Raw genomic sequence first — 16461 nt, forward strand, 5'->3', positions numbered from 1 at the left:
TCAGCGGTCGCTCGGACGGCCGAGCTCGTTGTCGATGAAGGCGAGGATCTCGTCCGCGCTCGCGGACTCGATCCGCTCGGCAACACTGCTCGCCGAGGTGGCCGCCGTGTTGCCCTGCACCTGCTCCAGCATCCGGCGCAGTCGGACGGACAACGCGGCCTTGGTCGGCTCGTCCGGCTCCTCGGCCGTCAGCGCGGCGCTCAGGCGGTCGAGTTCCGTCAGCAGCGCGTACGCGTCGGCCGTGCCGTGCTCGTCGAGGAGTTCGCCGAGCAGGTGCTCGGCGAGGACGGTGGGGGTGGGGTGGTCGAAGACCAGGGTGGCCGGCAGCCGCAGTCCGGTTGCCGTGGTCAGCCGGTTGCGCAGCTCGACGGCGGTCAGCGAGTCGAAGCCCAGCTCCCGGAACTCCCGGCCCGCGTCCACCGACTTGGCGGAGACGTACCCCAGCACGGCGGCCCCTTCGGTCCGGACCAGGTCGATGACGGTGCGAAGACGCTCGCCGTCCCGCATCGCCCGCAGCCGGGCGGTGAGAGCCGCGGATGTCGCCGCCCCGCCTCCCCCGCTCGACGCCGTCCGCCTGGCCCCCCGGACCAGACCGCGCAGCAGCGCGGGGACGTGCCCCTGCATGCGCCTGGCGCCGGCGGCCCGACCGGTCGCCACCAGGTAGGGCTCGTCGGTCTGCGTGGCGGCGTCGAGGAGGGCCAGGCCCTGCTCCACCGACAGCGGCGGCACCCCGGACCCGGCGATCCGCCGCATGTCCGCCTCCGACAACGTCCCCGTCATGCCCGCGGACCGGACCCACGCACCCCACGCCAGAGACTGCGCCGGCAGACCACGCGAAGCACGGAACTGCGCCAGACAGTCCAGGAACACGTTGCCCGCCGCATAGTTGCCCTGGCCCGCGCTGCCCATCACACCCGAGACCGACGAGAACAGCACGAACGCCGACAGGTCCAGGTGCTCGGTCAGCTCGTGCAGGTACCAGGCCGCATCCACCTTCGGCCGCAACACGACGGAGAGCCGCTCGGGCGTCAGACCCGTGACGATGCCGTCGTCCAGCACACCCGCCGTGTGCACCACCGCCGACAGATCACCCACCCGCGCCAGCACCCCGGCCAACGCCCCGCGATCCGCCACATCACACCCGACGACCGCGACCTCCGCACCCAGCCCCGCAAGCTCCGCACGCAACCCCACCGCACCCGGCGCCTCCAGACCACGCCGGCTCACCAACAGCAACTTCCGCACACCGTGCTCGACCACCAGATGCCGGGCCACCACCGCACCCAGACCACCCGTCCCACCCGTCACCAGCACCGTCCCCGCCCCGGCCCACACCGAAGACCCGTCACCACCGACCGCCAGACGACCCAACCGACCCACCCGCACCACACCACCACGCACCACGAACTGCGCCTCACCGTCGGCGAGCAACGGGGCGAGGCCGCTGACCACGCCGGCCGCCTCCGTCTCCCGTTCGACGTCCAGGAGAGCGAACCGGTCCGGGTTCTCCGACTGCGCCGAGCGCACCAGACCCCACACCGCACCGGCAGCCAGGTCCCGCACCACCTCACCGGCATCAGCCTGCACAGCATTGCGCGTCACGAACACCAACCGCGCCGACCGCTCCGCAGCAACCCACTCCTGCACCAACCCCAGCACCCACGCCGAAAGTTCATGCACACCACCGGGAACGTCGCTCCCCGCGCCCGACACCGGAACCACCACCAGCCCCGCATCCCCCGACACTTCCGCCAGGCACGAGACCTCCACACCCAACGTCACACACCGCACCACCCCCGACACCGGACGCGACACCGCCGGCACCCACTCCAACCGCAACAACCCGTCCGGGCCGCGGTCGGCGGCGGTGTCGGGAGCGGCCGCGGGGGCGGACAGCACCAGGGACTCCACCGACAGCACCGGAGCACCGTCGGCATCGGCCGCCTCCACGGCGACCGAGCTGTCGCCGGTCTTCACCACGCGCAGCCGGAGCACGGACGCGCCGCTCGCGTGGAGCTCCACCCCGGTCCACGCGGAGGGCACCAGGCTCTCGCCGTCGTCCACCCCGGCCAGACCGGCGACCTGCACGACCGCCTCCAGCAACGCCGGATGCAGACCGAACGCCCCGGCGTCGTCCGCCCGGCCGGGCAGCGCCGCCTCGACGAACACCTCGTCACCGCGCTGCCACACCGACCGCAGCGTCCGGAACGCCGCCCCGTACTCCGTCGGCTCGTAGAAGCCCGCCAGGTCCACCGCGAGGGCGTCCCGGGGCGGCCAGACCGCCGCGTCGAAGTCCGGCGCCGTCCGCGTGTCCGCGGCGAGGGTGCCGGTGGCGTGGCGGGTCCACGGGGCGTCCGGCATGCCGGCCGGGCGCGCGTAGCAGCTCAACTGCCGACGGCCGCTCCCGTCGGCGGCTCCGACCGAGACCTGGAGTACGGTGGCGCTCCCCTCGGCGATCACCAACGGATCGGTCAGGGTCAGCTCCTCGACCCGGCCGCAGCCGACCTGGTCCCCGGCGCGGACCGCCAGCTCCAGGAATCCGGTGGCCGGGAGGAGGACGGGCGCGCCGATCCGGTAGTCGGCGAGCCAGGGCTGCAAGTCGGTCGACAGTCGGCCGGTCAGCAGCACGGCCGACGATCCGGCGAGCTCGACCGCCGCTCCGAGCAGCGGATGCTCGGTCGGGGTGAGGCCCGCGCCGCTCACATCGCCGGTCCGGGCCGCGGGAACGGGCCAGTACTTCTCGTGCTGGAAGGCGTAGGTGGGCAGGTCCACGCGGCGGGCGCCGGTGCCGTCGAACAGCCGGGCCCAGTCGACGGCCACACCCGCGACGTGCAGCCGGGCCAGGCCGGCGAGCAGGGCAGACTCCTCGGCCCGGTCCTTGCGGAGCGCCGGCACCGCCACCACGTCCTGCTCCAGCACCGGCTGGGCCAGGGCGGTCAGCACCCCGTCAGGGCCGAGCTCCACGAAGGCGGAGGCTCCTGCCGCGGCCAGCGCCCGCACGCCGTCGGCGAAGCGAACGGTCTCCCGGACGTGGCGCACCCAGTACTCCGGAGCACCGACCAGCTCGGCCGTCGCGAGCCCGCCCGTCACGTTCGACACCAGCGGGATCCGCGGCGCGCCGTACGAGAGACCCTCGACGACCGTGCGGAACTCGTCCAGCATCGGGTCCATCAGCGGCGAGTGGAACGCATGGCCGACCCTGAGCCGGGTGGTCCTGCGGCGCTCGCCCTCGAAGCGTGCGCGGACCACCTCCACTGCTTCGTGAGCGCCGGAGACCACCACGGACGACGGGCCGTTCACCGCCGCGATCGACACCGACTCACCCAGCAGAGGCAGGACTTCGGCCTCGGTGGCCTCGACGGCGACCATCGCACCGCCCGCGGGCAGCGCCTGCATCAACCGGCCGCGGGCGGCCACCAGCGTGCAGGCGTCCGCCAACGAGAACACACCCGCCACGTGCGCGGCCGCGACCTCACCGATCGAGTGACCGGCCACGAAGTCCGGGTGCACGCCCAGCGACTCCACCAGCCGGAACAGCGCCACCTCGACCGCGAACAGCGCGGCCTGGGCGTTCACCGTGCGATCCAGCAACTCCGCGTCCGCCCCCCAGACGATGTCACGCACCGACCCGAAGCCCGGCTCCGCACACACCGCGTCGAAGGCCTCCGCGAACACCGGGAACCGGGCGTACAACTCCCGCCCCATCCCCAACCGCTGCGACCCCTGGCCGGAGAACAGCACCGCCGGCGACCGCTCACCGCTCTCGCCCCGAGCCACCTCCACGCCGTCCAACAGCACCGCCCGATACCCGAAGCGGGTACGCCCTGCCAGCGACAACCCCACGTCGAGCGAGGACAGTTCGGCCGACTCGGCCACCTGCGCCAGCTGCGCGTCGAGTGCCGCCTCCGACTTCCCCGACACCACCCACGGCACCACACCCGGCGCCACACCCGGCGAGACCACCGGCTCGGCGGCAACCTCCTCCACCACCGGCGCCTGCTCCACGATCACGTGCGCGTTCGTCCCGCTCAGCCCGAACGACGACACCCCGGCTCGCCATGGCCGGTCCACCGCAGGCCACGGAGTCGGCTCGGTGAGCAGCGCGACCGCTCCCCCGTCCCAGTCGACGTGCGAGGACGGCGCGTCCACGTGCAGCGTCTTCGGCAACACGCCGTGCCGCATCGCCATCACCATCTTGATCACACCCGCCACACCCGCAGCCGCCTGCGTGTGCCCGATGTTGGACTTGATCGAACCCAGCTGGAGCGGCACGTCCCGGTCCTGCCCGTACGTCGCCAGCAACGCCTGCGCCTCGATCGGGTCACCCAGCGGCGTCCCCGTCCCGTGGCCCTCGACCGCGTCCACATCGGCGGCCGCCAGGCCTGCATTGGCGAGCGCCTCGCGGATCACCCGCTGCTGCGACGGGCCGTTCGGCGCGGTGAGGCCGTTCGAGGCACCGTCCTGGTTGACCGCACTTCCACGCACCACCGCCAGCACCTCGTGCCCGTTGCGCCGCGCGTCCGACAGCCGCTCCAGCACCAGCACACCCACACCCTCCGACCAGCCCGTGCCGTCCGCCGCCTCCGCGAACGCCTTGCACCGACCGTCCGAAGCCAGCCCACCCTGCCGGGTGAAGCCCAGAAAGCTCATCGGCGTGGAGAGCACCGTCACCCCGCCCGCCAGCGCCAGTGAGGACTCACCGCTACGCAGCGACCGGGTGGCGAGGTGGAGCGCCACCAGGGAGGACGAGCAGGCCGTGTCCAGCGTGACGGCCGGTCCTTCCAGGCCGAAGGTGTAGGAGATCCGGCCCGAGATCACGCTGTTCGCCAGGCCCGTACTGGCGTGGCCCTCCACGTCCTCACGGGAGTTCATCACCAGCGAGGCGTAGTCCTGGCCGGTCGTGCCGACGAAGACACCCGTCCGGGTGCCGCGCAGCGTCACCGGGTCGATCCCGGCCCGCTCGAAGGCCTCCCAGGACGTCTCCAGCAGCAGCCGCTGCTGGGGGTCCATCGCCAGTGCCTCGCGCGGCGAGATGCCGAAGAAGCCGGCGTCGAACCCGGCCAGTCCAGCGAGGAATCCCCCACGCCGGGTCGCACTGACTCCGCGGCCGTCCGCACCGGCCCCGCCGAGGAGCGCCGGCAGGTCCCAGCCCCGGTCGGTGGGGAAGTCCGCCATCCCCTCCCGGCCGTCGAACAGCAGCTGCCACAGCTCCTCGGGAGTGTCCGCGCCACCGGGCATCCGGCAGGCCATGCCGACGATGGCAATGGGCTCGTTGCTGTCCAGGAGGGCCGGCTCCGGGGTGTCCTTCTCCCCCTGGTCGTCGAGGAGTTCGGCGAGGAGGTGCTCGGCGAGGACGGTGGGGGTCGGGTAGTCGAAGACCAGGGTCGCCGGCAGCCGCAGCCCGGTGGCCGCGGTCAGCCTGTTGCGCAACTCGACGGCGGTCAGCGAGTCGAAGCCCAGCTCCCGGAACTCCCGGCCCGCGTCGACCGACATGGCGGAGGCGTGCCCCAGCACGGCGGCGGCCTCGTTACGGACGAGGTCCACGACGGAGCGGGCCCGGTCGCCGTCCCGCAGCTCGCGCAGGCGGGTCGCGAGGGCGGTGGCCGTACCGGCCCCGCCGGCCGTGGTCGCCGCCCTGCGCCGTGCGCCACGGATCAGGTGGTGGAAGAGCGGCGGTACCTCGCGGTTCGGCTGCGCGGTTCCGGCGAGCGGGCCGAGGGGTACCAGGAACGGTTCGTCGGTGGTGGTCGCGGCGTCGAGGAGGGCCAGGCCCTGCTCCACCGACAGCGGCGGAACCCCGGACCCGGCGATCCGCCGCATGTCCGCCTCCGACAACGTCCCCGTCATGCCCGCGGACCGGACCCACGCACCCCACGCCAGAGACTGCGCCGGCAGACCACGCGAAGCACGGAACTGCGCCAGACAGTCCAGGAACACGTTGCCCGCCGCATAGTTGCCCTGGCCCGCGCTGCCCATCACACCCGAGACCGACGAGAACAGCACGAACGCCGACAGGTCCAGGTGCTCGGTCAGCTCGTGCAGGTACCAGGCCGCATCCACCTTCGGCCGCAACACGACGGAGAGCCGCTCGGGCGTCAGACCCGTGACAATGCCGTCGTCCAGCACACCCGCCGTGTGCACCACCGCCGACAGATCACCCACCCGCGCCAGCACCCCGGCCAACGCCCCGCGATCCGCCACATCACACCCGACGACCGCGACCTCCGCACCCAGCCCCGCAAGCTCCGCACGCAACCCCACCGCACCCGGCGCCTCCAGACCACGCCGGCTCACCAACAGCAACTTCCGCACACCGTGCTCGACCACCAGATGCCGGGCCACCACCGCACCCAGACCACCCGTGCCACCCGTCACCAGCACCGTCCCCGCCCCGGCCCACACCGAAGACCCGTCACCACCGACCGCCAGACGACCCAACCGACCCACCCGCACCACACCACCACGCACCACCAGCTGCGACTCGTCCGCAGCCAGCACCTCGCCGACCGGCAGCTCACCACCCTCGTCCAGATCCACCAGCAGGAACCGGCCCGGGTTCTCCGACTGCGCCGAGCGCACCAGACCCCACACCGCACCGGCAGCCAGGTCCCGCACCACCTCACCGGCATCAGCCTGCACAGCATTGCGCGTCACGAAGACCAGCCGCGCCGACCGCTCCGCAGCAACCCACTCCTGCACCAACCCCAGCACCCACGCCGAAAGTTCATGCACGCCACCGGGAACGTCGCTCCCCGCGCCCGACACCGGAACCGCCACCAGCCCCGCATCCCCCGACACCTCCGCCAGGCACGACACCTCCACACCCAACGTCACACACCGCACCACCCCCGACACCGGACGCGACACCGCCGGCACCCACTCCAACCGCAACAACCCGTCCTGCACGGCAACAGCCCCGGCCGCCAGAGTGCCCAGCGTGAGCGACTCCACCGAGAGCACCGGCTCACCCTCGACATCCACCACCGCCAGCGACACCACGTCCCCACCGACCCGGAGCACCCCCGCCCGAACCACCGCCGCACCCGCCGCATGCAGCGACACACCACCCCACGCCACCGGCACCAACTCGCCGCCGACAGCCCGCACCACCGCCCCCAACAACGCCGGATGAATCCCGTACCGCCCCGCGTCCCGGCCCACCTCACCCGCCAACGCGGCCTCGACGAAGGTCTCCTCACCCCTCCGCCACACCGACAGCCCGTCGCCCGACGCCACGGCCACCGCACCACGCGGCGGCCACACCGACCCGTCGAAGTCCGCCACCCGCTCCCCCACCACCAGCACACCCGAGGCATGCTCGGTCCAGGAGCCGTCCAGCGCCCCTTCACCGCATGAGAAGAAGCCCAGGGTTCGCGCACCCGATTCATTCGGCGCGCCGACCCGCACCTGGAACATGACGCCGTCGCGGCCCGTGAGGAGCAGCGGTGCGGTCAGCGTGAGCTCCTCGACCCGGTCGCAGCCGACGTGGTCGCCCACCCGGACGGCCAGTTCCAGGAAGCCGGTGGCCGGGAAGGCCACCGGCTCGTCCATGGTGTTCTCGGCCAGCCACGGATGCGTCCGGGAGGAGAGCCGACTGGTGAAGAGCACCGCCTCGGAGCCGGCCAGCGGGATCGCCGCACCCAGCATCGGGTGCCCGGCGCTGAAGAGCCCCGCCGTCGTCACGTCACCCACGGCCGGCGCCAGCGCCGGCCAGTGGCGCTCACGCTGGAAGGCGTAGGTGGGCAGGTCGACCCGGCGGGCGCCGGTGCCGTCGAAGACCCGCACCCAGTCGACGGCCACGCCGGCGACGTGCAGCCGAGCCAGGCCCGCGAGCAGGGCAGACTCCTCACCGCGGTCCTTGCGCATGGCCGGCGCCGCCGCGAGCTCCTCGGCCACCGCCAGCTGCGCCAGCCCGGTCAGCACCCCGTCGGGGCCGAGCTCCAGGCATGCCGAGACACCCTCGGTGACCAGCGCCCGCACCCCGTCGGCGAAGCGGACGGTCTCCCGAACGTGGCGCACCCAGTACTCCGGCGAGCACACCAGCTCGGCCGTCGCGACACCGCCGGTCACGTTCGACACCAACGCCAACTCCGGCGCACCGTACGACAGGCCCTTCACGACCGTGCGGAACTCGTCCAGCATCGGATCCATCAGCGGCGAGTGGAACGCATGACTCACCGAGAGACGGGAGGTCTTCCGACCCTGCCCCGCGAAGAACTCCCGGACCCCCTCGACTGCGCTCCCGACCCCAGAGACCACGATGGACAACGGGCCGTTGACAGCAGCAATCGACACGAACTCATCGACGAAAGGCCGGATTTCGGCCTCGGTGGCCTCGACCGCGACCATCGCACCGCCCGCGGGCAACGCCTCCATCAACCGGCCACGGGCAGCCACCAGCGTGCAGGCGTCCGCCAGCGAGAACACTCCCGCCACATGCGCGGCCGCCACCTCACCGATCGAGTGCCCCGCCACGAAGTCCGGCCGCACACCCAGCGATTCGACCAGCCGGAACAGCGCCACCTCGACCGCGAACAGCGCCGCCTGGGCATGCACCGTCCGATCCAGCAGCCCCGCGTCCGCACCCCAGACGATGTCGCGCACCGACCCGAAGCCCGGCTGCGCACAGACCGCGTCGAACGCCTCCGCGAACACCGGGAACCGGGCATACAACTCCCGCCCCATACCCAGGCGTTGCGATCCCTGACCGGAGAACAGCACCGCCAGCGAGCGACGACCCACGGCCACACCGCGCGCCACCTCCACGCCGTCCAACAGCACCGCCCGGTGCCCGAAGCGGGTACGCCCCGCCAACGACAACCCCACATCGACCGGCGACAGTTCAACCGACTCGGCCACCCGCTCCAGCTGCGCGTCGAGTGCCGCCTCCGACTTCCCCGAGACCACCCACGGCACCACACCCGGCGACACCACGGGCTCCGCGGCAGCCACCTCGTCCTCCACCGGAGCCTGCTCGACGATCACGTGCGCGTTCGTCCCGCTGATCCCGAACGAGGAGACTCCGGCCCGCCGTGGCCGGTCCAGCTCGGGCCAGGGCCGCGTCTCCGTGAGCAGCCCGACCGCACCGGACGACCAGTCGACGTGCGAGGACGGCGCGTCCACGTGCAGCGTCTTCGGCAACACGCCGTGCCGCATCGCCATCACCATCTTGATCACACCCGCCACACCCGCAGCCGCCTGCGTGTGCCCGATGTTGGACTTGATCGAGCCCAGCTGGAGCGGCACGTCCCGGTCCTGGCCGTACGTCGCCAGCAGGGCCTGCGCCTCGACCGGGTCGCCCAGCGGCGTGCCCGTCCCGTGGCCCTCGACCGCGTCCACGTCGGCGGCCGCCAGGCCTGCATTGGCGAGCGCCTCGCGGATCACCCGCTGCTGCGACGGACCGTTCGGCGCGGTGAAGCCGTTCGAGGCACCGTCCTGGTTCACCGCACTGCCGCGCACCACCGCCAGCACCGGATGCCCGTTGCGCCGCGCGTCCGACAGCCGCTCCAGCACCAGCACACCCACACCCTCCGACCAGCCCGTGCCGTCCGCCGCCTCCGCGAACGCCTTGCACCGACCGTCCGAAGCCAGCCCACCCTGCCGGCTGAACTCCATCAGGGAGCCGGGCGTCGACATGACGTTCACGCCGCCGGCCAGCGCGAGGGAGCACTCGCCGGACCGCAGGGACTGCACCGCCCAGTGCAGGGCGACGAGGGAGGACGAGCAGGCGGTGTCGACCGTGACGGCCGGGCCCTCCAGCCCCAGCTGGTACGAGATGCGGCCGGACGCGGCACTGGCGGCGATCCCGGTGCCGATGTCCCCGGTGGCGTCGTCCAGGCCCCGCACCAGGAGGTAGGCGTAGTCCTGGCCGTTGGTGCCGACGAAGACACCGGTCCGGGTGCCGCGCAGCGTCACCGGATCGATCCCGGCCCGCTCGAACGCCTCCCACGAGGTCTCCAGCAGCAGCCGCTGCTGGGGGTCCATCGTGACGGCCTCGCGCGGCGAGATGCCGAAGAAGTCGGCGTCGAACCCGGCGACGGAGTCGAGGAAGCCACCACGCCGGCTGACGCTGGTGCCCCGCTCGTCGACGCCGGCCGCGTGGAGGGCGTCGAGATCCCATCCGCGGTCGGCCGGGAAGGCGGACATCGCGTCGGTGCCGGCCGCCGCCAGCTCCCAGAGGTCCTCCGGGGACGCCACCCCGCCGGGGTACCGGCAGCCGATCGCGACCACGGCGATCGGCTCGGTCGCCGCGGCGACGAGACTGCGGTTCTGCCGCCGCAGCCGTTCGGTCTCCTTCATCGAGGACCGGAGGGCTTCGACAACCTTGTCGGTGGGCGTGGTCATGTGTCGCTCCGTCAGTCCTGCTCGTGGTCAGAAGTGTGCTGCAGGGCCGCCTGCACCAGGGCGTCGACATCCATCGTGTCGATGGACTCGCCGAAGGTGTCCTCGGCCTCTTCGCCCTGCGCGGTGTCCTGGGTGGCGGCCAGCTTCAGAAGCGGTTCCAGCACCCCGATCCGGCGCAGTTGGGCGATCGGGACGGAGGCGAGCAGGGACCGGATCCGCGACTGGTCGGCCTCGTCCGGCAGCTCGTCCCGGCCCGCCGGGGAGAGCTCCCGCAGGATGTGCTCGGCCAGTTCGGCCGGCGTCGGGTGGTCGAAGACGAGCGTCGCGGACAGGCTCAGCCCGGTGGCGGCGTTGAGCTGGTTGCGCAGCTCCACCGCCCCCAGCGAGTCGAAGCCGAGGTCGCGGAACGCCTTGTCCGGGCCGACCAGGTCGGTGCTCGTGTGGCCCAGCACCTCCGCCGCCCGGCTGCGGACCAGCCGCAGCACGGCCGCCGACCGGCGGCTGTGGGAGAGCCCGTCCAGTTCCTCGCGCAGGGCGAGGCCGGCCGACGGTCCGTTGTCGCGCGGTGCGGTCCCGGCGGCGGGCAGCTCCGCGTGGCCCGGGAGTTCGGCGAGCAGCCGGCTGGGCCGCACGGCCGTGAAGGCCCGCAGGAACGCCGCCGGTTCGACGTCGGAGACGACCGTCGTCGGTTCGGCGTCCATCACCGCCTGCCGCAGGGCCCGGACCGCCAGGTCCGGGTCGAGCGGCCGGATGCCGGTCCGCCGGGCCGCGGCGGCCGCCCGGTCGGTGGCGGCCATGCCGTCCCCGCCCCAGGCTCCCCAGGCGATCGAGGTGGCGGCCAGGCCCTGGGCCCGGCGCCGCTCGGCCAGGGCGTCCAGCACGGCGTTGGCGGCGGCGTACGCGCCCTGCCCGGGGTTGCCGACCGCCGCGGAGGCGGAGGAGAAGAGGGCGAAGACCGCGAGGTCCTGCCCCCGCGTCAGCTCGTCCAGGAGGAGCGCCGAGGCGACCTTGGCCCGGAACACCGGCTCGAAGCGGGCCGGGGTGAGGCTCTCCACGACGCCGTCGTCGACCACGGCGGCCGCGTGCACGACCGCCGTGAGCGGCGCGTCCGCGGGGACTGCCGCCAGCACGGCGGCGAGCGCGTCGCGGTCGGCGGCGTCGCAGGCGGCGATGGTGACACGGGCCCCGGCGGCGGTCAGCTCGGCCTGCAGCTGCGCCGCGCCGGGCGCGGCCGGGCCGCCGCGGCTGAGCAGCACCAGGTGCCGTGCGCCCTGCTCGGCGAGGCGCCGGGCGACGTGGGCGCCCAGGGCGCCGGTGCCGCCGGTGACCAGGACGGTCCCGGCCGGGTCCCAGCTGCGCACCGGGCCGACGCCGGCGGGCAGCTGCCGCAGGCGGCGGCCGTAGACCGCCGAGGTCCGCACCGCGACCTGGTCCTCGCCGTCCGGGTCCGCGAGGAAGCCGGCGAACCGGGCCGCCGAGCTCCGGTCGAGCTCGTCGGGCAGGTCGATCAGGCCGCCCCAGCGCCGTGGGTACTCCAGCGCGGCGACCCGGCCCAGGCCCCAGACGCCGGCCTGGTGCAGGCCGGCCACCGGCTCCTCGGGGGACACCGCCTGGGCGCCCCGGGTGACGCACCACAGCGGTGCGGTGATCCCGGCGTCGCCGAGCGCCTGCAGCAGGGTCGCGGTGCCGGAGACGCCCGCGGGCGCCGCACTGTCCGCCGTTGCCGCGGGCGAGTCGTCGAGGGCGAGCAGGGACAGCACACCGGTGACGCCGGTGCGGCCCCCGGCCGCTTCGCGCAGCCGCTCGGCCAGAGCCTTGCGGTCGGTGCCGGCGGCGGCCTCGACGCCGACGGCGTCGGGGCCCAGCAGGGCCACGACCTCGGCGATCCGGCCCTCCGCGGAGCGTCCGGCCGGGGTGACGGCGAGCCAGGTCCCGTTCGGGGTGCCGGCTCCCGCGCGGTCCAGCGGCTTCCAGCCGATCCGCTGCCGCCAGCCGTCCAGGATGGCCTGCTCGCTGCGCCGGGTGCGCCAGTCACGGAGGGCGGGCAGCACCTTGGCCAGCGAGTCGCTGTCCACGTCGAGGGTCCCGGCCAGGGTGTCGAAGGCTTCCTCGCGGACCGCGGACCAGAACTCCTCGTCCTCCGTCCCGGTGGCGGTCCCGGCGGCGGTGTCGGCCTCGGCCGCCTGCAACCAGAACCGCTCGTGCTGGAAGGCGTAGGTCGGCAGGTCCACCCGGCGGGCGCCGGTGCCCGCGAACACGCCGGACCAGTCCGGGCCCAGGCCGTCGACCTGAAGCCGGGCCAGTGCCGTGAGCAGGCTGGTCTCCTCGTTCCGGTCCTTGCGCAGAGCCGGCACGGCGAGCACGGGGCGGCGCGACAGCTCGGGTTCGCCGTCGAGGACCTCCCGGGTCAGTGCCGTCAGTGCGCTGTCCGGGCCGAGTTCGAGGAACCGGGTGACGCCGTTCGCGGCGAGCGCGCGCACGCCGTCGCCGAACCGGACGGTCTCGCGGACGTGGCGCACCCAGTACTCGGGGGTGCGGACGAGATCGGCCGTGGCGGGCTCCCCCGTCACGTTCGACATCAGCGGCACGCTCGGGGCGTGGTACGAGATGCCCCGGGCGACCCGTTCGAAGTCATCGAGCATCGCGTCCATGTGTACGGAGTGAAATGCATGGCTCACCCGCAAACGCCTAGTCTTCCGGCCGTCCGCCTCGAAGGCGGCGGCGATCCGCTGCACCCGCGCCTCGTCGCCGGCGATCACCACGGCCTGCGGGCCGTTCACCGCCGCCACCGACACGCCGTCGGTCAGTCGTGCGACGACCTGCTCCTCGGTCGCCCGGACGGCGACCATCGCGCCCCCCGCGGGCAGTGCGGCCATCAGCCGGGCCCGGGCCGCGACCAGGGTGCAGGCGTCCGCCAGCGAGAACACCCCGGCCAGGTGGGCGGCGGCGATCTCGCCGACCGAGTGGCCGGCCAGGAAGTCCGGCCTGACGCCCCAGGACTCGACCAGGCGGAAGAGTGCCACCTCGATCGCGAACAGGGCGGGCTGGGTGTAGCCGGTGTCGTCGAGCAGCGCGGCCGGAGCCGTGCCGGCGGGCGCGAACAGCACGTCCCGCAGCGGGCGGTCGAGCAGGGCGTCGAAGTGGGCCAGCACCTCGTCGAGGGCCTGCCCGAACACCGGGAACCGGTCGTACAGTTCCCGGCCCATGCCCACGCGCTGGGTGCCCTGGCCGGAGAACAGGAAGGCCGTCCGGCCGCGCCCGGCCGCCCGGCCCTGGACCAGGTGTGCCGCACCGCGGCCCTGCGTGAGGGCGGTGAGACCGCCGAGCAGCTCGTCGCGGTCGCCGGCCAGCACGGTGGCCCGGTACTCGAAGGCCGACCTGGTGGTGGCCAGGGAGTATCCGAGGTCGGTGACGGCCAGGCCGGGGTGGGCGGCCAGGTGGGCGGCCAGTCGGCCGGCCTGGGCGCGCAGCGCCTCGGGGGTGACGGCGGACAGCGCGACCGGCAGCACCGCGGGGGTGACCGCGGCCGGGCCGGACGCGGTGTCAGGAGCGTCCGCCGGGGCCTGCTCCAGGATCACGTGCGCGTTGGTGCCGCTCGCCCCGAAGGCCGAGACCCCGGCGCGGCGCGGCCGGTCGGTCTCCGGCCAGGCGGTCTCCTCGGCGAGCAGTTCGACCGCGCCCGCCGACCAGTCGACGTGCGAGGACGGCGTCTCCAGGTGCAGCGTCCTCGGCAGTACGCCGTGCCGCATCGCCATGATCATCTTGATCACGCCCGCGACGCCCGAGGCCGCCTGGGTGTGGCCGATGTTGGACTTGACGGCGCCGAGCAGCAGCGGGCGCTGCGGGTCCCGGTCGCGGCCGTAGGTGGTCAGCAGGGCCTGGGCCTCGATCGGGTCGCCGAGGGTGGTCCCGGTGCCGTGCGCCTCGACGACGTCCACGTCCGCGGCCGACAGGCCGGCGTTGCCGAGGGCCCGGCGGATGACGCGCTGCTGCGACGGGCCGTTGGGCGCCGTGATGCCGTTGGACGCGCCGTCCTGGTTGACCGCCGAGCCGCGCAGCACGGCGAGCACCCGGTGCCCCTCGCGACGGGCCTGCGAGAGCCGTTCGAGGACGAGCACGCCGACGCCCTCCGACCAGCCGGTGCCGTTCGCCGAGTCGGCGAAGGCCCGGCAGCGGCCGTCCGGCGAGAGTGCGCCCATCTCCCCGAACTCGACGAAGCCCACCGGGGTGGACATCACGGTCACCCCACCCGCCAGCGCCGTCGAGCACTCCCCGGCGCGCAGCGCCTGGGCGGCGAGGTGCAGCGCCACCAGCGAGGAGGAGCAGGCGGTGTCCACGGTCACCGAGGGCCCTTCCAGCCCGAGGGTGTAGGAGAGTCGGCCGGACAGCAGGCTGGCCGACTGGGCGGTCTGCACGTGGCCGAGCTGCCCGGCGGCGGGCCGGTAGTCGCCGCTGCCGCCGCCGATGAACACGCCGGTGCCGCCGCCGCGCAGGCCGACCGGGTCGATCCCGGCGCGTTCCAGCGCCTCCCAGGCGGCCTCCAGCACGATCCGCTGCTGCGGGTCGACCACCATCGCCTCCCGCGGCGCGACGCCGAAGAAGGCGGCGTCGAAGTCCGCCACGTCGTAGAGGAATCCGCCGCTGCGGGTGACGCTGCGGCCGCGGCCGTCCTGATCGCCCCGGGCCAGCCGTTCGAGGTCCCAGCCGCGGTCGGTCGGGAAGGATCCGATCGCGTCCACCTCCGCCCGCAGCAGGTCCCACAGGTCTTCCGGCGAGCGGACGCCACCGGGGTAGCGGCAGCTCATGCCGACGATCACGACCGGATCGTCGGCGCCACCTGCTGCGGTGGGTGCCGCCGGGGCGGCGCTCTCCTGCTCGTCGGCGCCGAGCAGTTCGGCCCGCAGGTGGTCCGCGAGAGCCGCCGGCGTCGGGTAGTCGAAGACCAGCGTGGCCGGTAGGGCGAGACCGGTGGCGGTGTTGAGCTGGTTGCGCAGGTCGACGGCGGTCAGCGAGTCGAAGCCGAGGTCCTTGAACGCGTGGCCCGACGGGATGTCGGTGGCGTCGGGGTAGCCGAGCACGGCTGCCACCTCGGCGCGCACCAGCGACAGCAGCGCCTCGGCCCGGTCGGCCGTGGAGCGGGCGAGCAGCCCCGCCCGCAGGGTGCCGGCGGTGGACGCCTGCTCCTGTGTACCGGCCGCGGCGCGGGCGACGGCGGTGCGCGCCTCGGGCAGCTCCGCGAAGAACGGGTTCGGCCTGGTCCGGGTGAACGCCGGTGCGAACCGGTCCCAGGCCACGTCGGCCACCGTGACGGTGGGGACGCCGTCCGTGACGGCCCGGCGCAGCGCCGACAGCGCCCGCCCGGGGTCCATGACGGGCAGTCCGCTGAGCCGCAGGTGCTGGGCGAGGGAGGCGGGGGTGCTGTCCGCCCAGGCGCCCCACGCGACGGAGAGGGCGTTCGCCCCTCGTGCGTGGCGGCGCTCGGCGACCGCGTCCAGGTAGGCGCCGGCGGCGGCTCCGCTCTCCTGGCCGCGGACGCCCCAGATCCCGGCGATCGACGTGAACAGCACGAAGGCGTCCAGGGGGTGGTCGCCGAGGGCCGCTTCGAGGGTGTCGAGACCGGCGCTCAGCGTGGGCAGGTCGGCGCTGTGGCCGGCGTGGACCACCGCGGTCAGCGGGAGCCGCTCCGGGACGGCGGCGAGAATCGCCGCCAGCCGGTCGGGGTCGGCCGGATCGCCCGTCGCCGGAGTGAACTCGACGCCGAGTCCGGCCAGTTCGGCGGCGAGTGCGGTCGGCTCGGCGTCGTCCGGGTGGTCCGGGCCGAGCAGCAGCACGTGGCCGGCGCCCTGGCCGGCGAGCCAGCGGGCGACCTGCCCGCCGAAGCCGGCCGCCGCACCGATCACCAGGACGGTGCCATTGGGCCGCCAGCCGGCGGCCGCCGGGTCCGTCGCGGCCCGGACCAGCCGACGGGCGAAGACGCCGGAGGGACGCAGCGCGAGCTGGTCCTCTCCGTCACCGCGCGCCAGGGCGGCGCGCAGCCGGCCCGCCGACCGCTCGTCGGGCTCCTGCGGGAGGTCGATCAACCCGCCCCATCGGGTGGGGTGTTCCAGTGCGGTCACC

2 protein-coding genes (1 of these 2 running past the window's edge) are annotated in these 16461 nt (G+C 74.1%); both read right to left on the reverse strand.

Annotated features, from left to right (window positions below; translation table 11 throughout):
* Window positions 1-10359, reverse strand: coding sequence for an SDR family NAD(P)-dependent oxidoreductase (locus tag OH807_RS06045; protein ID WP_406210738.1), 10359 nt, complete (start codon window positions 10357-10359; stop codon window positions 1-3).
* Window positions 10356-16461: the 3' end of a type I polyketide synthase gene (locus OH807_RS06050; protein ID WP_406194814.1), read on the reverse strand. The gene runs 22190 nt beyond the window's last position; 6106 of the gene's 28296 nt are visible here — the last part of the coding sequence; the start codon falls outside the window, past its right edge — the gene reads right to left on this strand; it ends in the stop codon at window positions 10356-10358. Before OH807_RS06050 ends, OH807_RS06045 begins: the two co-directional genes overlap by 4 nt.

This window comes from Kitasatospora sp. NBC_01560 (assembly GCF_045208415.1).
Classification (GTDB): Bacteria; Actinomycetota; Actinomycetes; order Streptomycetales; family Streptomycetaceae; genus Kitasatospora.